This window comes from Pseudorhodobacter sp. (genome assembly GCF_034675685.1).
Lineage (GTDB): Bacteria > Pseudomonadota > Alphaproteobacteria > Rhodobacterales > Rhodobacteraceae > Pseudorhodobacter.
In genome coordinates, this window is sequence record NZ_JAUCDA010000002.1 from 1 (window position 1) to 21,124 (window position 21,124).

At 62.0% G+C, this 21,124-nt stretch carries 22 protein-coding genes; 8 read left to right on the forward strand and 14 right to left on the reverse strand.

The genetic code is table 11. The features are described from left to right. Positions 1-203: 203 nt before the first annotated feature. Positions 204-1,856, reverse strand: coding sequence for an amidohydrolase (locus VDP61_RS00075; protein ID WP_323004908.1), 1,653 nt, complete (start codon positions 1,854-1,856; stop codon positions 204-206). Between the two features lie 235 nt (positions 1,857-2,091). Here VDP61_RS00075 and VDP61_RS00080 point away from each other — a divergent pair, with 235 nt between their 5' ends. Then, the gene (locus tag VDP61_RS00080; protein ID WP_323004909.1) at positions 2,092-2,421 is read left to right on the forward strand and encodes a polymer-forming cytoskeletal protein; all 330 of its coding nucleotides are present in this window, start codon (positions 2,092-2,094) and stop codon (positions 2,419-2,421) included. Positions 2,422-2,482: 61 nt separating this feature from the next. Here the strand turns inward: VDP61_RS00080 and VDP61_RS00085 are convergent, their stop codons facing one another. After that, on the reverse strand, positions 2,483-2,905 hold the full coding sequence (locus tag VDP61_RS00085; protein WP_323004910.1) for a PaaI family thioesterase: 423 nt from the start codon (positions 2,903-2,905) through the stop codon (positions 2,483-2,485). Between the two features lie 99 nt (positions 2,906-3,004). Here VDP61_RS00085 and VDP61_RS00090 point away from each other — a divergent pair, with 99 nt between their 5' ends. Further along, entirely contained in the window at positions 3,005-3,799 is a 795-nt protein-coding gene (locus tag VDP61_RS00090) for an enoyl-CoA hydratase (protein WP_323004911.1), read from the forward strand. Between the two features lie 10 nt (positions 3,800-3,809). On the opposite strand, the gene VDP61_RS00095 is transcribed toward VDP61_RS00090, so the two are convergent. The 3 genes from VDP61_RS00095 to ctaA are packed head-to-tail and all read right to left on the reverse strand — an operon-like array spanning position 3,810 to position 7,637. Next, the gene (locus tag VDP61_RS00095) at positions 3,810-4,979 is read right to left on the reverse strand and encodes an MFS transporter (RefSeq protein ID WP_323004912.1); all 1,170 of its coding nucleotides are present in this window, start codon (positions 4,977-4,979) and stop codon (positions 3,810-3,812) included. Between the two features lie 10 nt (positions 4,980-4,989). After that, positions 4,990-6,474 carry a carboxypeptidase M32 gene (locus VDP61_RS00100; protein ID WP_323004913.1) on the reverse strand — a complete coding sequence of 495 codons (1,485 nt, stop codon included), beginning with the start codon at positions 6,472-6,474 and terminating at the stop codon, positions 4,990-4,992. Then, positions 6,471-7,637: a heme A synthase gene (gene ctaA / locus VDP61_RS00105; RefSeq protein WP_323004914.1), complete on the reverse strand. Its 1,167-nt coding sequence runs from the start codon at positions 7,635-7,637 to the stop codon at positions 6,471-6,473. Before ctaA ends, VDP61_RS00100 begins: the two co-directional genes overlap by 4 nt. Positions 7,638-7,863: 226 nt before the next feature. On the opposite strand from ctaA, the gene VDP61_RS00110 reads away from it, so the two are divergent. After that, positions 7,864-8,685: a MipA/OmpV family protein gene (locus VDP61_RS00110; protein WP_323004915.1), complete on the forward strand. Its 822-nt coding sequence runs from the start codon at positions 7,864-7,866 to the stop codon at positions 8,683-8,685. 114 nt (positions 8,686-8,799) lie between these two features. On the opposite strand, the gene VDP61_RS00115 is transcribed toward VDP61_RS00110, so the two are convergent. Continuing rightward, positions 8,800-9,597 carry an RNA methyltransferase gene (locus VDP61_RS00115; RefSeq protein ID WP_416236474.1) on the reverse strand — a complete coding sequence of 266 codons (798 nt, stop codon included), beginning with the start codon at positions 9,595-9,597 and terminating at the stop codon, positions 8,800-8,802. 75 nt (positions 9,598-9,672) lie between these two features. Here VDP61_RS00115 and VDP61_RS00120 point away from each other — a divergent pair, with 75 nt between their 5' ends. Both VDP61_RS00120 and VDP61_RS00125 read left to right on the forward strand, forming a co-directional pair. After that, positions 9,673-9,999: a TfoX/Sxy family protein gene (locus VDP61_RS00120; RefSeq protein WP_323004916.1), complete on the forward strand. Its 327-nt coding sequence runs from the start codon at positions 9,673-9,675 to the stop codon at positions 9,997-9,999. A 52-nt stretch (positions 10,000-10,051) separates the two neighbouring features. Then, positions 10,052-10,672, forward strand: a complete 621-nt coding sequence (locus tag VDP61_RS00125; protein ID WP_323004917.1) for a thiamine phosphate synthase — start codon at positions 10,052-10,054, stop codon at positions 10,670-10,672. Here VDP61_RS00125 and VDP61_RS00130 read toward each other — a convergent pair. From VDP61_RS00130 to VDP61_RS00140, 3 genes are all read right to left on the reverse strand, one after another. Beyond that, a complete protein-coding gene (locus VDP61_RS00130; RefSeq protein ID WP_323004918.1) occupies positions 10,664-11,506 on the reverse strand; it encodes a lysophospholipid acyltransferase family protein in 843 nt (280 codons plus the stop codon). The two genes, VDP61_RS00125 and VDP61_RS00130, sit on opposite strands and share 9 nt — an antisense overlap. Beyond that, on the reverse strand, positions 11,503-12,288 hold the full coding sequence (locus VDP61_RS00135; RefSeq protein WP_323004919.1) for a GNAT family N-acetyltransferase: 786 nt from the start codon (positions 12,286-12,288) through the stop codon (positions 11,503-11,505). The genes VDP61_RS00130 and VDP61_RS00135 overlap by 4 nt, the downstream gene beginning before the upstream one ends. A 151-nt stretch (positions 12,289-12,439) precedes the next feature. Then, positions 12,440-12,625, reverse strand: coding sequence for a DUF3553 domain-containing protein (locus VDP61_RS00140; RefSeq protein ID WP_323004920.1), 186 nt, complete (start codon positions 12,623-12,625; stop codon positions 12,440-12,442). Here VDP61_RS00140 and VDP61_RS00145 point away from each other — a divergent pair. Next, on the forward strand, positions 12,624-13,244 hold the full coding sequence (locus tag VDP61_RS00145) for a histidine phosphotransferase family protein (RefSeq protein ID WP_323004921.1): 621 nt from the start codon (positions 12,624-12,626) through the stop codon (positions 13,242-13,244). The two genes, VDP61_RS00140 and VDP61_RS00145, sit on opposite strands and share 2 nt — an antisense overlap. Before the next feature lie 190 nt (positions 13,245-13,434). On the opposite strand, the gene VDP61_RS00150 is transcribed toward VDP61_RS00145, so the two are convergent. Beyond that, positions 13,435-14,331, reverse strand: a complete 897-nt coding sequence (locus VDP61_RS00150; protein WP_323004922.1) for a LysR family transcriptional regulator — start codon at positions 14,329-14,331, stop codon at positions 13,435-13,437. A 96-nt stretch (positions 14,332-14,427) separates the two neighbouring features. On the opposite strand from VDP61_RS00150, the gene VDP61_RS00155 reads away from it, so the two are divergent. Continuing rightward, positions 14,428-14,658 carry a heavy metal-associated domain-containing protein gene (locus VDP61_RS00155; RefSeq protein WP_323004923.1) on the forward strand — a complete coding sequence of 77 codons (231 nt, stop codon included), beginning with the start codon at positions 14,428-14,430 and terminating at the stop codon, positions 14,656-14,658. A 67-nt stretch (positions 14,659-14,725) separates the two neighbouring features. Further along, complete coding sequence (locus VDP61_RS00160) at positions 14,726-16,645, forward strand: cation-translocating P-type ATPase (protein ID WP_323004924.1); 1,920 nt, start codon at positions 14,726-14,728, stop codon at positions 16,643-16,645. A gap of 325 nt (positions 16,646-16,970) precedes the next feature. Here VDP61_RS00160 and VDP61_RS00165 read toward each other — a convergent pair whose 3' ends face one another. From VDP61_RS00165 to VDP61_RS00180, 4 genes are read right to left on the reverse strand one after another with little or no spacing between them, the layout of a single operon-like run. Then, the gene (locus VDP61_RS00165) at positions 16,971-17,978 is read right to left on the reverse strand and encodes an FAD:protein FMN transferase (RefSeq protein ID WP_323004925.1); all 1,008 of its coding nucleotides are present in this window, start codon (positions 17,976-17,978) and stop codon (positions 16,971-16,973) included. Further along, positions 17,959-20,163, reverse strand: coding sequence for a PepSY domain-containing protein (locus VDP61_RS00170; protein ID WP_323004926.1), 2,205 nt, complete (start codon positions 20,161-20,163; stop codon positions 17,959-17,961). The genes VDP61_RS00165 and VDP61_RS00170 overlap by 20 nt, the downstream gene beginning before the upstream one ends. Before the next feature lie 13 nt (positions 20,164-20,176). Next, complete coding sequence (locus VDP61_RS00175; RefSeq protein WP_323004927.1) at positions 20,177-20,647, reverse strand: DUF2271 domain-containing protein; 471 nt, start codon at positions 20,645-20,647, stop codon at positions 20,177-20,179. 42 nt (positions 20,648-20,689) lie between these two features. Beyond that, entirely contained in the window at positions 20,690-21,103 is a 414-nt protein-coding gene (locus VDP61_RS00180; RefSeq protein ID WP_323004928.1) for a PepSY domain-containing protein, read from the reverse strand. Between the last annotated feature and the right edge of the window lie 21 nt (positions 21,104-21,124).

Here is a 21,124-nt window from a genome sequence, read left to right on the forward strand (position 1 = left end):
TTTTTGCCGTTTCTCCGTTTCGCCCTGTGTTTATTGGGAAAACATCTTGCGCCCTCACAAGCTTCGGGTGGAACTGCCCCTGGGTAAAGCCTGATCAGATGGTCAGATCACTGGGGCCGATGCCGAATCGTCCAGCGATATTTGTGGAATCACAGCCTCTCCTGCTTCGGATTCGCGGCTCATCAGCCAAAGGAATCGCCATTTCAGGCTTGATATGTAATTTGCCCGCCACAAATCGTCAGTGCCACCCCCATATCCGCGACAGATTCAGGCCGCGCCGATTCTATATCTCCCGTCAGCATCACCACATCGGCGGCAAGCCCTGCGCGCAAAGTGCCGGTCAGCCCCTCGCGATGCGCAGCCCAAGCCCCGCCGGCCGTATAGGCGTGCAGGCTTTCCATCAGGCCCAGGCATTCATTGACGCCGCCCGCATAGGATGGCCGGGTCAGCGCCGCCCCCAATCCCCGCAGCACCGACACATCTGTCACCGGCCAATCGCTGGCAAAGGCGATCCGCGCGCCCTGCCTTGCCAGCGTTGCGCAGAGATAGGCATCCTGCCAGCGCGCCGCCCCGATCATATCCAGCGTCGGCTGCTTGGCAAAATCCATCGCACCCGGCGCATGCGGCGGCTGCACGCTGGCCACAATGCCCAGCGCCGCCAGCCGTGCGATATCCGCGCGGTCAATCAGCTCTATATGCTCGATCCTGTGGCGCATATCGCGCAGGCCGTTGGCCCGCGCCGCCGCCGCATAGCCGTCAATGGTATTGCGCACCGCCCCATCGCCAATCGCATGTACGGCGATCTGCAAGCCGCGCCTGTCGGCCTCGACCGCCACCTCGGCAAAACGCGCGGGGGCAAACAGCGGCTCGGCGCGGTACCCGGGCTGGCCGGGATAATCGTTCAGCATATAGGCGGTGCGGCTATCAATCACGCCATCCATGAACATCTTTACAAAACCGCATTGCAGCCAATCATCGGCAAAATCGCGTGTCATCGCCTCGGCCCGGTCCAGCGCCTCCAGCCCCATATGCGGCTTGAAGTGGAACGGCACCTTGACCCGTGCGCTCAGCTTGCCTTCACGCCGCAGCCCGTCCAGCAGATCAAGCGTGAAACGATTGCCATCCATATTGACCATTGAGGTAATGCCATGCGCCGCACAATGGCGCAGCCCCGCCGCCACTTTGGCGCGGTCAATCGCCATCTCGGCCTCGCTCGGCCATGGGCTTGGCTCCTCTCCGGTGGCAATCCCGAGATTCAGCCGCGCCTCGCCGCCAAGCGCAATCACCGGGGCAAAGGCTTCGAATTCGCGCAGCTCGCCCGTGGCAAGGCCATCGGCCCCCATTACCACCTCATGCCCATGCGGGCAGGCCATGCCGTGCAAGATCCCCGCTGCTTTCAGCGCCGCTGTATTGGCCCAAACCGTGTGATGATCGGCGGCCGTTATCGCAATCGGGCGGTCCGGCAGCACCTTGTCCAGATCGGCGCGGGTCATGGGGGCGTCAAGCATTGTATAGGTGCCACCCTGTGCCATCAATAGCGGTGCCTCCGGGTGCCTGGCGGCAAAACCGGCAAAGGCCGCCCGCAACGCCTCGGGCCCATAAAGCCCCCCAACGTGCAAATGTGCCAATTCGGCGCCACCCAGCACCAGATGCAAATGGCTTTCAACAAAACCCGGCAGCACGGTCCGCCCGTCTGCATCAATAACCTGGGTCTGTGGACCTGTCAGCGCCTCAACCCCGGCCCGCAAACCGACAGCCACAATCCGCCCCGCCTTCAAGGCAATCGCCTCGGCGCGGGGGTGGTCGGGATCCATCGTCAAAACCCGTGCGTTTGTAATGATTGTATCAGCCTGCATTCCGCCTCCGTTGCCCCCGCCCCTTGCCATCAGCATATCATAGCTACGCGTCCAGCGCCGCGCGTCAAGCCATCAAACACGCGACCTGTCACTGCCCCAAAGGCAGGCGTTTGTTCGTCTTTCAGCAAAAATCCGATCATTCCCCACATGACACACTTGACCCAACGCGCTGCTTCGTCCTCTATCGGGGCAATGAATTTACCGGCACTTGCCCGGTCCAATAGGGAATTTCTATATGTCCAACCCATCCAGCACCGGAAAATCTGTGCTTGCCTCCGACCTCAAGATCACCGGAGATATCGTTTCCAAGGGCAGCGTAGAGGTGATGGGCGAGGTTGACGGCTCCATCATCGCCGATAGCCTTGTGCTCAGCCATGACGGCGCAATCAAAGGGACAATCACCGCCAAGACCGTAGATCTGCGCGGCAAGCTGTCTGGCAAGATTGACAGCACGATGCTGACCCTGCGTTCAGCCGCACAAATGACCGCCGATGTCACCTATACAACCCTGTCGATTGAAAGCGGCGCCCAGATAGAAGGCACGTTCAAGATCAAAAAAGCATAGGTCCGAAACGCCGCCTACAAGGCCGCATTTTGCCCCGGCCTTGCCCGTCCGATAGGCGCGCTTACCGGGCAGGCGGAAGCGAATAGGTCAGCCCCGCGCGGGCAACAGGCGCATCCCCCCCTTGCGACCAGATCAGCACGTCGCCCACCGCCAACACCCGGCCCAGTTTCAAGACCCGCGCTTGCGCGATCAACGCGCGCCCCGCCGCGGGCTTGCGCATGAAATCAATGCTGCAATTCGTGGTTACGGCCAAAGCTACCGGCCCCAGCCGCGCCAGGATTGCCAGATACATCGCCACATCAGCCAGCGCGAAGAGCGAGGGCCCAGAAACCGTACCGCCGGGGCGCAAATGCTGCGTCCCCACGTTCAGGCGCATCTCCAGCAGGTCCGCCTCAACCCGCGTGATGGTGAAATCCTTAGCCACCTGCGCAAATTCCTGCGCCATGAACGCGGTCAGCGCCGCGACGTCCATCACAATCGCCATAAACCCCCTCTGCTTCAGTCTTGGGGAAACCCCCTTCCCCTTCGCCGCGACACGGCTACACTAGCCCCACATGCATAGCAAAATGAAAGATATGGCAAGATGGCAGACTCAATTCTGTTGCGCGAAGACCTGAGCGGCGGCATCGCTCGCCTGACGCTGAACAGCCCCGGCAGCCTGAACGCATTATCCGATGCCATGCTGGCCGCCCTGACAGATGAACTGGCCACCCTCGGCAGCGACACCAAAACCAAGGTCGTTATCCTGCGGGGGGCGGGCAAGGTGTTCTGTGCGGGGCATGACCTGAAGGAAATGCAGGCAGGTCGCGCCAGCCCCGATAAGGGGGCCGCCTATTTCGCCGGTCTTTTTGCCCGCTGTGCCACTGTGATGCAGGCCATCACCACCCTGACACAGCCCGTAATCGCCTCGGCCCATGGAATCGCCACGGCAGCGGGTTGCCAACTGGTTGCCAGTTGTGATTTGGCCGTGGCGGCTGAAGACACGCGCTTTGGCGTCAATGGCGTGAATATCGGGCTGTTCTGTTCGACCCCCATGGTCGCTCTTACCCGGAACATTCCCCCCAAACACGCCTTTGAAATGCTGGTGACCGGCGAATTCATCACCGCCACCCGCGCCCGCCAAATCGGTTTGGTGAACCGGGTTGTTCCCGCCGACACATTGGCCGATGAAACCATGGCCCTTGCCGGCACCATCGCGGCCAAGCTGGGCCCGGCTGTCCGCATCGGCAAACGCGCGTTTTATGATCAGGCACCGCTAACCCTGGCCGAGGCTTATGCCCAAACGGGCGCTGCCATGGTCGAGAACATGCTTATGCGTGACACCGACGAAGGCATCAGCGCCTTCCTTGAAAAGCGCAAACCCGATTGGCACAGCTAGGCCTGTCCGCTTATCTAAGCGCAACCACCCAGCGGGCCAGCCCCAGCGCCACCAGCGCCATCAGAAAACTTGCGCCAATCATCCCCAACGGCCCCACGGTTTCAAACAACATGGCCGCGATCAGTGGCGCCACCGCCGAGGCCCCCAGGGATGAGATTGAAAGCATGCCGCTGATGGCGCCAAACTGTTCGCGCCCAAGGCTTTCCGCCACCAAAGCCGGGCGCAATATGGTCATGATTCCCATCGCGCCGCCCTGCAACGCCGCAAAGCCAAAAATCAGCAGCGCCGAAACCCCGGCCCCCGCCAACAAAACCGATGCCCCCAGCAGCATCACAACCGTAACCCCCAAGACCTGCGCTGTGCTTATCCGCGCCTCGGCCCGCATCAGCACAAATCGGCCCAGCGTTTGGGCAGGCCCCACAAGTGACGCCGCAAGCACCGCCAAACCGTGACTGACCCCCATTTCCACCAAGGACGGCACAAGAAAGCTGATTAAAATCCAATGGTTCAGCCCCACCAGCGCAAACAACCCGGCCAAGCCCCAAAACACCGGGCGGCGCATCGCGGCGGCTAAAAAACCTTTTGCGCTGGCCACTTCAACCACCACAGCGGTTTCGGCACGAATTAACCGGCACGCGACCCAATGCAACGGTGCCGTCACGAACAGCATCACGCCCGCCGCCACTAATACCGCGCCACGCCAGCCGAATGCCTCGGCCAGTGCGGCCCCGGCCGGAAAGGCCAGGGTAGAGGCAAACCCCGCCACCAAGGTCACCCGAATAATCCGCGCCCGCGCCTCGGCCCCATAGCGCCGCACCAAATAGGCAAAGGCCACCTCATACAAGCAGGCCGATTGCGCGACGCCGATCACCGCCCACAGCGCCAGATACTGCCAAGGGCTGCGCATCTGCGTCAGGCCCAGCAATGCCAAACCACCCAGAACCGCGCCGCCCAGCAGCAAGGCTTGCCCCCGGCCCTCATCCACCTGCCGCCCCATCACCGGTGCCAGCACCGCCGCCATACCAATCGCCAACATCGGGCCCAGGGCAAACAGCCGCTTGTCCCACCCCAGGTCGGATTCAAGCGACAGGATCAGCGCGGCAAAGCTGTAAAACATACAGGCATAGCCCAGCGTCTGCCCCGTAGCGAGCAACCAAACGCCCAAGCCTTGCCTGCCCATATCGTCCCCGCTACAGCCGATAGATCGCGCGGAACTTTTCTTCCAGATAATCCAGCAACGGCCCTTCATGCGGCGCGAACCCGCAGGCCCGCTCGATCACCTCACGCGGTTCATACAGTCCGCCGTGCCGCTGCACATTGTCACGCAGCCAGGCGGTTGCCGCCGATGTATCGCCATCGGCCAATTGTGCATCCAGCCCCGGCAGCGCCTTGCGCAGTGCCTGATTCAGACAGCCCGCGTAAAGATTACCCAGACTATAGGTCGGGAAATAGCCAAACAGGCCCACCGACCAATGCACATCCTGCAACACCCCGTTTGACGGCTTATCCACGCCAAAGCCGAAATCGGCCCTGAAGCGGTCATTCCACGCCGACTCAAGATCAGCCACGCCCAGATCACCCGAAATCAAGGCCCGTTCCAAATCAAAGCGCAGCATCACATGCAAGTTATACTGCACCTCATCCGCCTCGGTCCGAATATACCCGGCCCGCACCTTGTTCACCGTGCCATAGAATGCATCCACATCCTTGGCGTTGAAGTCGGAAAACTGCGACCGCATCCGGCTCATCAACCAGCCGGTAAAGGCACGGCTGCGCCCCAACTGGTTTTCATAAATCCGGCTTTGGCTTTCATGTACCCCCATCGACACACCGGCACCCAGCGGCGTCAGGGCGTAATCCTTGTCAATGCCCAATTCATAGCAGGCATGACCAACCTCATGGATCGTGGAATAAAAGCAGTTGAACGGATCGTTTTCAACGACCCGCGTCGTAATACGCGCGTCCGAACCGCCCCCCGATGAAAACGGATGCACCGCAAGGTCCATCCGTCCACGATCCCAGTCATAACCAAACGCCGTTGCCAATTCCCGCGCGACCCGCATCTGACCGACACTGTCAAACCGCCCTTCAAGCGAGTCGGGCTGATACGATGCCTCCAGCACCGCCCCGCGCAATTCCACCAAGCGCGGGCGCATCCCGTCAAACATCGCGCCAAGGCTGGCCGCTGTCGCCCCCGGTTCATAATCATCAATCAGGGCGTCATAAAGGTTGCCACCCTGCGCCAGGCAGGCCGCTTCCTCGCGCCGCAATTCTATGACCCGCCGCAGGCTTGGTAAAAACGCCGCCACATCATTGCTTGCCCGCGCCTCGGCCCACACCCCTTGCGAGGCAGACGTGACCCGCGCCAATTCCTCGGCCAGGCGCGATGGCACCTTGGAATTGCGGGTAAAGCTGCGTCGGATATGGCGCAGATTGGCCGCGGCCACCGCGCCGCTGCCCTCGGCCTCGGCCAGCCAGCCTTCAAGCCGCGCGTCAGTGCGGCGGGCGTGCAAGACCGCTTCCATCGCACCCGATTCCTCGGCCCGTTGCGCCACTGCGCCGCGCGGCATCATCGTCTCCTGGTCCCACCCCAGGCGCCCGGAAACCTGCGCCAATGCCTCGGTCTGGCGTTGAAACGCCATCATCTCATCATATGCAGTGGTGCGGATGTTCATGCCGTGCCCTTTCGGATCGACCCCAGCCGGGGATATTGTGCAAGGTGCCGCGCGCGCAAGATCAGCACCCAAAGAATGATAGCGCCCACCTGATGCGCAATCGCGGTATGCAGTTGCGCTGCCGTCAGCACGGCCGCAATCCCTAAAACCACTTGCCCGAACAGCATGACCATCATCCAGTCAAACGCCCGCCGCGTGGCCCGATGCGCCGATTTCCGGCCACGCAGCCAGACCACCACGCCAAAGGCAAACAGCCCATAGCCGCTCATCCTGTGGACAAATTGCACCAGACCGGGGTTCTCAAAAAACGCATGCCAAAGCGGCAAGCTGCCCCCCGCCCCATCCGGCACATAAAAGGCATCCGCCGGAAAGAACAACCCGTTCATATCGGGCCAAGTGGGAAAGCCGCGCCCCGCATCAATGCCCGCAACCAACGCCCCCAGCAAAATCTGCAAAAACGTGAAATGCAACAAGCCCGTTGAAAGCCCGAACAGCTTACCCTCTCGCACCCGCCGTGCCTGCAACAAATCCCCCTCGGAGCGGCCCAGCAAAAACGCATACCATGCGATAAAACCAAAGATGATGAAGGCAAGGCCCAGATGCACCGCCAACCGATAAGATGCCACATCAACCCGCGCGCCCCCAAGCCCGGATGACACCATCCACCAGCCAATAGCGCCCTGCAAACCGCCCAGCGCGCCGATGAAAAACAGCCGGCCCGTCCAGCCGGCAGGAATCTTGCGGGCCACCAGAAACCCAAGAAACCCGACAACCCAAACAAGGCCAATCACCCGGCCAAGCTGGCGATGCCCCCACTCCCACCAATAGATGGTCTTGAAGGCGGCAAGCTCCATGCCCGCATTTTGCAGCTGATATTCGGGACTCGCCTGATACTTCTCGAATTCCAGCGCCCAGGCCGCGTCATCCATCGGCGGTAAAGCGCCGGTCACGGGTCGCCATTCCGTGATGGAAAGGCCGCTATCGGTCAGCCGCGTCAATCCACCGACCACAATCATCGCCAGCACCAGCACAAACAGCAGCATCAGCCACAGCCGAATTGCGCCCCGCGCGCCCCTGTCGCGGCGATCTATCATACCGCCTTTGGGCGTGCTTGGCCGTGCAACATCGCCTACCTCTTCGAAAATACTGCGCTTGCCAGCCATGCAAAGGCCCCCGTTCCTGTGTCGGGCGCAGATTAGGCCGCCCCCACCCCCGCTTGCAAGTCCCCGCGCGCCCCTGCCGCAAGGTAATCGTGCAACACTCCCCCCGAAAGGTTGCGATATTTTGGCCACGCCACAAATCGTGAAGGGCAAGACCCTGTTTATTGCACAGCGCAGCCCGTAAAAGGCCGCAATCGTAATCACTGCCAATCTCGAAAAGGGATAGAAAATGAAGATCACCGCACTTGCAATCGTCCTTGTTGCCACCGCCCCGCTCACCGCGTTTGCAGGTAGCCTTGATACCGCACCAGACAGTGTGGTCGCCGTTCCCGTGGCCCCTGTCAAAGCGCCAAAACTGGCCTTTACCCTGCGTGCAGGCATCGGCGGCGCTCCGGCTTATTTCGGTGCCAAGGACCTCAAGGCTGGCCCTGATTTCAGCTTTAGCCTGAACTACCTGGCCCTGCCCGGTGGCCGCTCTATCGGTTCGACTGATCCGCGCGCTGTCTCCTACGGCTTTGCCCCGCGCGGCTCGTTTCGCTATATCGCCAAGCGGTCCTCCAAGGATGACCCCGAGTTGACTGGCCTGAACGATGTCAAAGCCTCGGTCGAACTGGGTCTCGGCCTCGGCTATACCCAGCGCAACTTCGAGGCCTTTGCAGATGTGCGCTACGGGGCCATTGGTCACCATGCCTGGGTTGGCGAAATCGGGGCAAACGCCGTGATGCACCCGACCGAGCAACTGACCCTGCGCGTCGGCCCGCGTGTGTTCTTTGGCAGCCGTGACTACGCCAACACCTATTTCGGCGTTTCCGCCGCCGAGGCCGCAGCCGTTGGCAGCAAATTCACCACCCCCTACACCGCCAAAGGCGGCGCGCTGACCGCAGGGCTGGAGTTGGGCGCAACCTATGCCATCAACGACACTTGGGGCATTGATGGCGCAGTGCGTTGGGATAAATACTTGGGCGATGCCAAATCTTCGCCCATCGTAGCCCAGGGCAAAGACAATAACGTCTCGCTGCGCATCGGTGTAACCCGCCGCTTCTCGTTCTGATCCAATCCCCAAGACCAAATCAGCAGGGGCCGCATCAGCGGCCCCTTTTTCATTTCCCCAGCTTTTTTCTGTTCCCAACGATCCGTGCCGCAGGCAGATTTTTCTACGAAAAATCTATTCCCCCCGTTGGTCACTACCCAAATGCCGGGCAATCTGGCGCAGCATGCCATGAAATGTCGCGGCTTCGGCCTTGGTCAGCCCCAACCGCGCCCACATATTGCGCAAAGACTGTTTCATTCCCGGAACTTTCGCTGGCGGATAGAAAAACCCCGCCGCCGTCAGCTTTTCCTCAAAATGATCGCCCAGCTTTTCCACCTCGACCCGGCTGGCGAAATCGGTGCGGTTGAACACCATCTCCTCTGCCGAAACCACCCCGGTTTGCCGCTGCCATTCATACCCCAGCAGCAACACACATTGCGCAAGATTCAGGCTTGGGAAATCGGGGTTTACCGGCACCGTCACAATCGCATTGGCCAGCACCAGATCGTCATTCTCCAGCCCGGCCCGCTCTGGCCCGAACAAGAACCCCACCTTCTTGCCCGCAGCAATCAGCCCCCGCGCCCGCATCATCGCGGCTTCGGGCGTCATGACTGGCTTGGTCAGTTCCCGCCCCCGCGCGGTGGTGGCAAACACATAGTCACAATCGCCAATCGCGGCCTGTACATCCGCATACGGCCCCGCCGTTTCCAGCAGTCGCCCCGCCCCCGAGGCCATCGCCACCGCCTTGGGGCTGGGCCAGCCATCGCGCGGGTCCACCACCCGCAACCGCTCCAGCCCGAAATTCAGCATTGCCCGCGCCGCACCACCGATGTTCTCGCCCATCTGTGGGCGCACCAACACAAACACCGGCGGCACCTGATCTGCTGGCGCAACATCTGCAAGCAAACTCGGCGTCATCTCGGCATCATTCATCTCATGCGTCCTGCTTGTGGGAAATCTCGCGCCTGATACGCTTCTGCCGACACGATGACAAGCAAAGGACCATCCATGGCATATGACGAAGGCACCGCGCAAATCTTGCGCGACGATCTGGCCGCCCTGCCCGTGGTCGAGAAAAAGATGTTCGGCGGGGTCTGTTTCATGCTGGATGGCCACATGCTGTGCGGCACGCTTGAAAATGGTGCGATGTACCGCGTCGGCCCCGATCGCTATGACCACGCCCTTACCCTGCCCGGTGCTGCGCCCCTGATGTTCGCCAAACGCAAGATGAAAGGCTTTGTCGAATGTCGCAGCGAAACGCTTCAAAAAGACATGGACCGCGCCGCTTTCCTGTCCCTCGCGCTCGCATTCGTAAAATCGCTGCCGCATAAGTAGCCAAGGCGCAATTTCTAGGCTAAAGCGCTCTCAGCAATCAGGAGCACCGATCATGGCCGAAGCAGAGCGCCCGCAAATCTACCTTATCACCCCGCCGGCTTTTGAGCTTGAAGCCTTTGGCGCGCAACTGAAAGCGGTGCTTGACGCGCATGCCATCGCCTGCGTCCGCCTCAGCCTTGCCGCCCGCGACGAAGAGGCCCTGTCGCGCGCTGCCGATGCGTTGCGCGAAATCTGTCATGCCCGCGATGTGGCGATTGTGGTCGAAGATCACGTGCTTTTGGCCGACCGTCTCGGGCTTGATGGCGTGCATCTGACCGATACCCGCAAGAACATCCGCAAACTTCGCGCAGAAATCGGGGCCGATGCCATTATCGGCGCCTATTGCGGCACCACCCGCCATGACGGGATGAGCGCAGCCGAGGCCGGGGCCGATTACGTCTCTTTCGGCCCCGTTGGCCTTAGCACCCTGGGCGATGGCACCAGCGTCGATTTCGAGATCTTTCAGTGGTGGTCAGAGATGATCGAAGTTCCAGTGGTTGCCGAAGGCGCGCTGACCGTTGAACTGGTTGAAAAATTCGGCCCCGTCACTGATTTCTTCGGCATCGGTACTGAAATCTGGGCGGCCGAAAATGCCTCTGTCGCGCTGAAAAACCTGCTGGCCCCCTTAGGATAACGGCTTTGGGTCTTGTGCGGGGCTTGCGGCATGCCCAGCGCGGATCACGGCCTCGCAATGCGCCGCGAGGTCCTTGCGCCCATTGAAACCATCCACGTCAACAGGGGCGTGAAACGTAATTTCTACGTTCCCCTGACGTGGCTGGGCCAAAATCTGCAGCAGATGCGGCACGAAATCCATCGCCGCCCACCAGCCATACAGCCGCGCATCCGCCCCCTTGGGGGCAATATAGCGCACAGACACGGGCTGAATATGCATCACTTGCTTCATCCCATGGGTGAAGAAGGCCGCAAACAATGTGGATTTGAACGGCAAGACCCGCAGGCTATCGGTGCTGGTGCCTTCGGGAAAAAACAGCAACCGATGCCCCGCCCGCAAGCGTTGTTCGAACAAAGCCTGCTGTGCTTTAGCCTCGGCAGGGTCACGCGCGATAAAGACGGTTCCCGTCGCCCGCGCCAACCAGCCAATTCCGGGCCATTGCGCCACCTCGGCCTTGGAAACGAAATACACCCGATCACAGGCGTTCAAAGTGAAAATATCCAGCCATGACGCGTGATTGGCAACCACCGCCCCCCGCTCTTGCATCGGCACGCCGCGCCGCTGCACCCGCAGCCCCATGATCCAGACCGCCGCCTTGCACACGCCCTGGGTGATAAAGGGCGTGACCGGGCGGGCCGCCCCACATAAAGGCGCCTCTACTGCGCGGGTCAACAGCAACACCACAAGCCCGCCATAAGTGACCATTGCAAAAGGAATAATCCGAATCGCCACCAGCACCCAGCCAATCGGGCCAATGGCAGCAGCCGCCAGCTTGTCTTCGCGCCACTCGGTCAAACGGACGGCCCTTTCTTGCGCTCATAAAACTGGCGATGACGTGCTGACATCTGGGCGGTATCCATCACCAAACACACATCTATCGTATTGAAATCCCGGTCAATATAGGCACCATCCCCAACAAAACCACCCAGCCGCAGATAGGCTTTTATCAAGGCAGGCGTGCCCAGCAACGCCGCGCGACGGTCCAGCGCGTCAATCGGCACCAAATCCATCGGTTGCGCCTGCGGTCCAATCGCCCGTACCCGCAGCGCCTCGGGCGCCAGATGGGTGTGGTGCAAATAGGCCAAAGGCTGCGCCAGCGCCGCCACATCGGTACCGTGAAAGCTGGCGGCACCAAACATCACCTCAATTCCGCGCGCCAGCACATATTCGGCCAATGAATTCCACAAATGCAGCAAGGCGCTGCCCCTGCGATAGTCGGCATGCACACAAGATCGACCCAGTTCCAGCAATTCCCGCCCCGAGGCCCGCAGCACCGACAGGTCAAACTCGCTTTCCGAATAGAACTTTTGCCCGGCAAGCAGCTTTGCCCCCGGCAGCAAGCGATACACCCCGACCACATCTTCCAACGCGCCTGCATCGCGGCGCGTATCTATCAGCAGCAGATGGTCAAAAGCCTCATCAAACGCGTCCCGTTCCAATCGGGCCGCATGGTCCACCAACGGCCCATCGGCCCCCAGCTCCTCAACGAAAACCTGATAGCGCAACCGCTGGGCAGCCGCCAGATCGCGGCAATCGCGCGCCAGCCGAAGCGTGAAATGGCGGTCATCAGGCTGCATTGGCACCCCTTATGCTGCGTTGCAGCCCTTCGTTTAGGGCGCGGCGCCCCGCAATGCAATATCAACACCTGCCGGCCTGCAAGTTATCGCAGCCTGTGCGAATACAATCGCATTGCCCTAAATCCTTGATTGAACTTCAATACCATGCCGCTTAGTCTTGGTCCCCATGGTCCCAAACCACGGTCAACCCAATAACGCGCCCATCAATCGCAACTTTGCCCTGATGCTCAAAATTCACCGTAATCCGGTCGCCAACCCGTGATTGCACCTGGCCGAAACCCCAATCAGGCTGCTGCGGATGCCGCACGATCATCCCTGGTTCCAATATCGAATTCATGTCCCTGCTTCCCAACCCCGAGGCCCTAATGACCGATCAGACAAACCTTGCCGCCCTTCTCGGTTCCCGCATATGCCATGACCTTATCAGCCCGATTGGCGCGATCGGCAATGGGGTTGAGTTGTTGATGATGGAAGGTGGCCCCCCCTCGCCCGAGCTGGCATTGATTGCGGAAAGTGTAGCGGCAGCCAATGCCCGCATCCGGTTTTTCCGTGTCGCTTTTGGCTTGTCAGGCGGTGAACAGCGCATCGGACGGGCCGAGCTTACGAAAATCCTTGCAGATACCAGCCAGGGTGCGCGCGTCTCGATTGACTGGAAAGCCAGCGGCGATATTGCGCGGGCTGAGGCAAAACTGGCCTTTCTCGCCATTCTGTGCTGCGAATCCGCCTTGGCCTTTGGCGGCCGCATCAGCCTTACAGCCCAAGATGGCAAATGGCAGGTCAATGCCCGCGCTGAACGCCTGCGCATTCAGCCCGACCTGTGGGAAAGCCTGTCAAAGCCCAAAACCGACCTTGCCCCGGCGCAGGTTCATTTCACCCTGTTTGCCCATGAGATCGCCCAGCAAAAACGCAAGCTTGTGGTAGAGATGAGCGAGACTGAAATCCGCATCAGCTATTAGGCTGATCCGTTTTACCGGGCGCAACCGGCACGCCGCAAAAGCGCAACTTACCCGGTTTTCATGGCCTCGGGTTTGGTTCAGATCGGGCCAGACCGCTTTGGCATGCCTTAACGCTGATCTTCTTCGGATCCTGCTGCGCAACCTGCATCGCGGCCCAGTGGCGTATATCCGGGCCAATGCAACATTCGGATCAGATTTCCGGCCCTTTGGTGCATTTTTTCAGGCTTTCCGCCAGTGCCGGTGTCAGGAAATCAAGCACGGCGCGGATGCGGGCAGTGTGGCGCAGGTCTTCGTGGGTCAACAGCCATAGATCAAGCGCAAAGGTATCAGGCAATTCGGCCACGCGGATCAGGTCGGGCTTTTGTTCGGCAATGACGCAGGGCAGAACCGCGAGGCCAAGGCCCGCCTTGGCCAGTTGCACCGTGCAGGCGACCGAGTTCGAGCGTATGGCAGGCCGCACACCGGGCAGAAGCTGCGCGAAAGGCCGGGTCAGGGCTGCGTGGCCGCCATCAAGGCCGATCCAGCTATGCGTTGCCAGATCGGGGTCGGTATGGGTGGCGCAATACTCTGGCGCGCCATAAACGGCAAACCTCAACTGGCCAACGCGGCGGCCCACCAATGTTTCGGGCGGGGTGTTGCCGATGCGCAGGGCGATGTCGGTTTCACGCCGCGACAGGTCAAGCGTCTGGTTGCCAACGGCGATCCCGACCTCAATCCGCGGATAGGCCGCGCGGAACTTTTCCAGATGCGCGGGCAAGAGCCAGAGCGCCAGCATATCGGTCGCGGTAATCCGCACGGTGCCACTCAACCGCAAATCCTGCCCGGTCACGGTACGGTCAAGCGTGGCGACGTTTTCCTCGATCCGCTCCACAATGCCCAGCGTTTCCACGCCTGCCGGGGTCAGCACATAGCCGGTCGGCATCCGCTCAAACAACCGCACGCCCAGCATTTCCTCCAGCCCCGCAATGCGGCGAAAGACGGTCGAATGGTTCACCCCAAGGCTGCGCGCAGCGCCCGACAGGCTGCCCGTGCGCGCGACCGCCAGAAACACCCGCAAGTCATCCCAATTCGCAAGCTGTGCATTCATGCAAGCGCACCTTTCATTTTTGGCCAGTTCCTGTGCGCTGATTGTGTAGCCATATGATAAGCAGAAGCAACCACGATCCCTTGAAAGGAACCAGCCATGAGCAATAATACAATCCACACAAAACTGCGCAGCGACGAGCTTTCCTGCCCATCTTGCGTGCCGAAAATCGAAAAGGCGCTGCTGGCCTTGCCGGGGGTGACAAAGGCCGAGGTGAAATTCGCCACTGGCCGCATTGAGGTCGAACATGACCCGGCGCAAAGCGATGTGGCCGCCCTGATCAACTCCATCGCCAAGACCGGCTACACCGCCAAAGCATCGGCATTCTGACCCAGAAATCACGCCGCCCCCACCCACCGCACATAGGCGGTGGGTTTTTCTTGAAAGGAGAGAGCACATGTTTTCCGGGCTCATGGATATCTACAGGCACCCTGCGGAACGGCGCAAATGGCTGACCATCGCCAGCGGGGTGTTCATCATCCTTGCATGGATCACCTGGTACGGGTTCGGGCTGGCCGCCCCCTGGGCGCCGCTGATGACAACCGCCGCCGTTCTGGCGGGCTATGACATTGCCCTGCGCGCATGGGCCTCGCTGCGGCTGCGCCAGCTTAGCATCGAATTGCTGGTGATTGTCGCGGCAATCGGCGCGCTGTTCATCAACAACCACTGGGAATCCGCCGCCGTCACCTTCCTGTTCATGCTGGGCGCCTGGCTGGAAGCCCGCACCATGACCCGCACCCGCGGCGCGCTGAAGGCGCTGATTGATGCCGCACCAGTGACCGCAACCGTGCTGCGCAACGGCGAGACGGTTACTGTCGCCGCACATGAGGTGATCTTGGGCGAAACCGTTCTGGTCAAGGCAGGTGAGCGCCTGCCGGTTGATGGCGAGGTGATCGAAGGCACCGCCGCCGTCAATGAGGCGTCGATTACTGGAGAGCCTATTCCAGCCGAAAAATCCCCCGGCTCACGCGTTTTTGCCGGAACGCTGGCCGAAAACGGCTTGCTGCATCTGCGCGCCACCGGCGTCGGTGCCGATACCACGCTGGCCCGCATCATCACCCGCGTTGAAGAGGCGCAAGAGGCCAAGGCCCCGGCGCAGCGGATGATCGAAAGTTTCGGGCGCTGGTATACGCCGGGCGTCTTCGTGATGGCCATTGTCAGCTATATCGTCACCCGCAACGTTGAACTGTCGCTGACGCTGCTGGTGGTCAGTTGCCCCGGCGCGCTTGTCATCTCTACCCCGGTGTCAGTCGTGGCGGGGATCGGGCGGGCGGCGCGGTCCGGTATCTTGATCAAGGGCGGCGAGCATCTGGAAAACGCCGGGCGCATCACCGCGCTGGCGCTGGACAAGACCGGCACCCTGACCGAAGGCCAGCCGCGTCTGGCCGAGGTTGTCGCATTGGTGGGCCAAAGCAAGGCCGATGTCCTGCTCTGGGCCGCGATTGCCGAGACGGGGTCGAACCACCCGCTGGGCCGTCCGATCATCGAGGCCGCGCGCAAGCAAGGCCCGCTTCCCACCGCCACCTCGCTGGAGGAGATTGCCGGCATGGGCCTGATTGCCCAGCATGACGGCCACCAGATCGCGGTCGGCAGCCACCGCCTGTTCGACCACCTGAAAATCGCCTTCAGCGCCGACGCAAAGGACGGCATTGCCCGGTTGCACGGGCTGGGCCACACCGTTGTCATCGTGGCGCGTGACGACGAAGTTGTGGGCCTGCTGGGGCTGGCCGATATGCCGCGCGCCAGTGCCAAGCCGATGATCGACCGCTTGCACGCGCTTGGCGTGCGCCGTGTGGTGATGCTGACCGGCGACCAGCGCCCGGCAGCCGAGGCGATTGCAGCCGCCGTTGGCGTCGATGAGGTGCATGCCGCGATGATGCCCGATGACAAGCTGGACCGGATTCACGCCATGCGGGCGGAAGGCTACCGGGTGGCGATGGTCGGTGACGGCATCAACGACGCACCGGCGCTGGCGGCAGCCGATATCAGCATTGCGATGGGGGCCTCGGGCAGCGATATCGCCATCGAGACGGCGGATATCGCGCTGATGACCGATGATCTGGGCAAGATCGCCGAAGCGATGGAAATCTCACGCGCGACGCTGCGCAACATGCGGCAGAACCTTGTGATTGCCGTGTTGACGGTGTTTGGCCTGCTGTTCGGGGTGTTCAGCGGCGATATCCACATGGCGGGCGGTATGCTGGTCCACCAGATGTCGGTGCTGATCGTCATCCTTAACGCCATGCGCCTGATGCGGATGCCGAAGGCTGCAAACACGCACCCGGCCAAAGCCAAGGCCAAACCCGCCGTGGCATAGCGACAAAGCCAGCAAAACCCCAAAGCCCGCGCCAGATTGGTGCGGGCTTTGGATTCGCAGCGCGGCGTATCCGGCACAAAAGGATTGACGATCGCGCCAATCTGCAAAGGCATTGAAATTCATCCCGACCACTTTCCTGAAAGCACAATGCCCGTAAAGCGGCTTTCTGAAGGGGGGATCACATGGCCGATCTGGGCAAGGCGGTAGCGGTTGATATGACCGGGATTGCCGGGCCGTCACCGGCACCACGGTTGATGCTTGCGGCAAGGCAGGCAATCCCCTGCCCCGGTTCATCAGGTCTGGCCGGGGCGGGGCCATCAGCGCCTTACAGCGGGCTGTATTTGCCCACTTCACGCCCACCCTGCGCCCCCCAGCCCTTTGCCGCTTGGCTGAACATGCGCCCGACGGCCACAGTTCGAATACGATCCGTGGTGTCACGCAGCAAGAACAGCGCATCAAGCCCGCATTGCCGCGCAAGGGTTGCACCATCATCTGCGCCCAGAACCATCAGCGCGGTTGCCCAGGCATCGGCCTCGGCGCAGGTCTGCGCGATGACAGTGACCGAGGCAGGCGGGGCCAGCAATGGCGCGGCTTTGGTTGGGTGCATCGTGTGCGACAGGCGGCGGCCCTGTACATTGATCCAGTGACGGTAATCGCCCGAGGTCGCAACGGCGGCGTCTTGCAGCGCCAGGATGGAATGTGGCGCGCGGCGCGTCCTGTCGGGGGCCTCTACCGCGATGGTCCAAGGGGTGCCGTCTGGCCTAAGACCCAGCGCGCGCATCTCGCCATCAATGCCGACAAGGGCAGAGGTGAGGCCGAAATCGGTCAGCACCTCTGCCAGTCGGTCAACACCATACCCCTTGGCAATCCCGTTCAGGTCCAACGTGATCGGGGCATGTTTGCGCGCCCGCCCGGCTGCATCAAGGTCCAACACCGCATGCGCGGCCGCGCGATGCGCGCTCATCGCGGCGCGGATATGACCCGGCGTAGCGGCGTTTGGCCCAAAGCCCCAGGCCGCCACCGCGTCACCCATGCCAATGTCAAACGCCCCGTTTGACGCCCGCCCAATTTTCAAGCCAAGGCGCAAAACCGCCATCAGCCGCGCCGGAACTGCCACCCATTCGCCGGTGGGGGCCGCGTTCAGGCGCATCAGGTCGCTGGCGGGGTTCCAGGTGGACATTTGCGCATCCACCTCCCTTACCGCCGCCTGAAGCGCCGTTTGCACAGGCGCGGGGTCAAACCCGGCTGGCGCAGGAAACAACGCCGACCAGCGTGTGCCCATGGTGGGGCCGTTCAGCGCAATCTGCCGCAGATCAGTAAACATCTTCGACATAACGCCCCTCGGCCTTCAATGCGATTGGCGTCAGCCCAACGGGGGCGAGGATATCTGCCAGCGCGTCGGCGACCCCGGCAGCCATCTCTCGTCCGCCGCAGACCATCACGCGCGCGCCACCCCTGATCAGCCGGGCAACCTCTGCCCCCTCGGCGCGCAACGCATCCTGAACGTAATGCGGCCTGGCCCCGCGTGATATGGCTGTGACCAGTCGGGTCAGGTGCCCCTGCGCCTGCCAGACCCCGAAATCTTCGCCATAAAGGAAATCGCTGTCGGGGTGGCGCATGCCAAAGAACAGGTGAATCGGGCGCTTGCGGGCATTGGCGCGGGTAAAGCCTGCAAGCGGGCCAATGCCGGTGCCCGCCCCGATCAGAATCAGCGGTGCAGCGCTGCGGCCCGCGTGGAAACTGGAATTGGGGCGCAGGAAGGCGGCCATGCTGTCACCGGGTTCCAGCGCCATGAGCTGGCCGGAGCAAAGACCGCCGGGCAGTTTTCTGACCACAACCTCAACAAACCCATCCCGCCGCCCCGAGGCCAGCGAATAGAACCGGGGCAGCGTTGAACCCGCAGGCAGGATGCCCAAAAGATCGCCCGCCTGAAACCGCCCGAAACCACGGCCCGTCAGGCGCTGCCACAGCGAAACCTTCGGCAGCGCAAAGCGCAGAATTGCGGTCGGGGCCTGCACCTCGGCCCCGTAATCGCGGCGGGACATCAACGTCAACGGCTGCGAGTGCGGGATAATCGGTTGGTGGGTGAGGGCAAGGGTGATGCCCATCGCGGCCCCAAGCGCCTGACCCCAGCGGGCAAAATCCTGCGGCGATTGGCGGTCGACGGTATCAAAAGCAAGCAGTTCCTGCCAGCCTTTGGCCTCGGCCGCCAAGGACACCGCTTTGGCAAAGGTGCAATAATGCGGAAAACTGCGGTCGCCAAAGCCAAGCACCGCCAGCGGAATTGCGGGGGCGGCGTCACCCTGCGCAAGCCGGTCAAGAAAACCTTTGGCCGAGGCAGGTGCAGCCCCATCGCCATAGGTCGCGGCAAGCACAAGAATACGCTCCGCACGCGCATAGTGCTTTGGATCAAAGGCCGACATCGGTGCGGCATGAACAGTTTGCCCGGCCTCGGTCAGCGCGCGGTGCAGCGTTGCGGCAAAGCCCCAGGTGCTGCCGCCCTCGCTGCCGACCAGCAGAATCGTTTGCGCCTGCCCGGCGGGTTGGTTGCCGCGAATCCGCGGCCTGCCGCGCCGCGCCGCCAGCCAGATCACCACACCCGTACCCCCCATCACCGGCACGCCCAGCGCCATCAGCCCCAGCACCAACCCCAAAACCGCCGCCCCCTGCCCGGTATGCAGCATCACGATGGTTTCCGATGCCCGCTCCCAACCGGTCAGATCGGCCCAGCCAAGCAACGCGCCGGTGCCTTGGTCAAGGTATCCGGTGCCGCTGTCGGTCTTCAGCGTAAAGACATCGGTGGCATCATCCGGATAAGGAAAGCTCAGCTCGCGCAGCGTTGACGCTGGGGTCTGCCCGAGCAGATTGATTGCACCCGGCGCCATGCCCGTCTGACCACTTGGCGCAGCATAGGTCAGCGCGCTGCCGCCATCGGGAAGAAAACCAAAAGTAGAGGCCGCCATCCACAGCGCCGTAAGCGAGGACAGCACAAGGCCTGCAACGGCGACGCGCGCGATTTCCAAATGCAGCCTGCCGGGCAGCGGCCCGCGCAAGGGCGCGAACCAGCGCCGCCAGCCGCCCACGCGCCGCACCACAAGCACCGCGCCAGACAGCGCCAGCACCAGCATGGCCGCCGCCCCCGCTGCCATGGCAATGCGCCCACCATCCCCCAAGAACAGCGAGCGGTGCAGGTTGGTCAACCAGCGTTCGAACTGGTTGGGATCGGCCGATGTAATACCCTGGCCTGTTGCAGGATCAATCACCGCCGCGCCCGGTGTGCCGCCATCGAACCAATAAGCGGTGATCCGGCCAGACGGCGCGCGCCGGATTTGTTCAACCCCCGGATAGGCAGTCTGGATACGCGCAGCAAGATCGGCCACGCTCAGCCCGGCCTCGACCTGCGGCGCGCTCAGGCGCTCGGCTGCCGGGAACACCGACAGCACGGCGCCGCTCAGCGCCAGAACGGTTATCAGGGCAAGGGCCAACAGACCCGGCCAACGGTGAAACATGCGGATCATGGCCCTGCCTTTCTTACATGTCGTAGGTGAAGCTGGCGACATAGCGACGCCCCTTCACGGCGGTTCCGGCACCGGCCGTGGTCAGCGGCACCGCAACCTCGTTCGGGCTGTTGCGCATCTCCTCCACCGCGGCGTCGATATGCAGGGTATAGCCCGCGTCAAACAGTGCATCGGCCAAGTCCAGCGTGATCTCCAGCGTTCGGCCTGCGCCAACACTGGCCCCGGTGATACCGTTGATCTGGGCCGGGTCGCCGCCGGTGGCACGATACCAGTCGCTCAGGCTATCGTAGTATTTCGACTTGCCACCCGCCATCCACAGCGTGCCTGCATAGGCACCCGATGGATCGGTGACATAAAGCGCAAGATAGGCACCATCGCCGCCGTAAGCGCTCAGTTGGGTGGTCAGCGTGACCGGCCGCGCCATGGCGATGCCGGGAAGCGTCAGCGCCGTTGTCAGCGCCAGCGTTGCAAGCAGGGATTTCATCGGGATTTTCCTTTTTGGTCCGGGATGAGGCGGGCTGCGGGGTTATTTCACCAGAACCGTTGGTGGCGCGCCGTTGCCAAACAAAGGGTTACGCGGGGCCGTGCTTGGTGCGGCAGGGTTTACCGCGTCCTTGCGGTCACGGCGCGCGCGATCCTTGTCCTTGTCATCATCGTCGTCGTCACGGTCATCATTCTTGTATTTCAACTTGATCACCCGCAGCGTCGCCGGGTCGATCTTGGCCTTGATTTCCCGCCCCGTGGCATCGCGGCCCTTGACCTCATAGCAGCCATCATCAATTTTGATGCGCCGCAGGGTCCAACCGTTGTCTTGGGCCAAGCGCTCTACCGCCGCGCGCGGCTGCCAATTGGCCAGCGGCACGGTGCAATCATCATCTGCAAACGCCATCCCCGCCGGAAGTGCGGCAAGCAAAGCGAGGACTGTCAGAGTCTTTTTCATTGGGGATCTCCTTCCACCTGA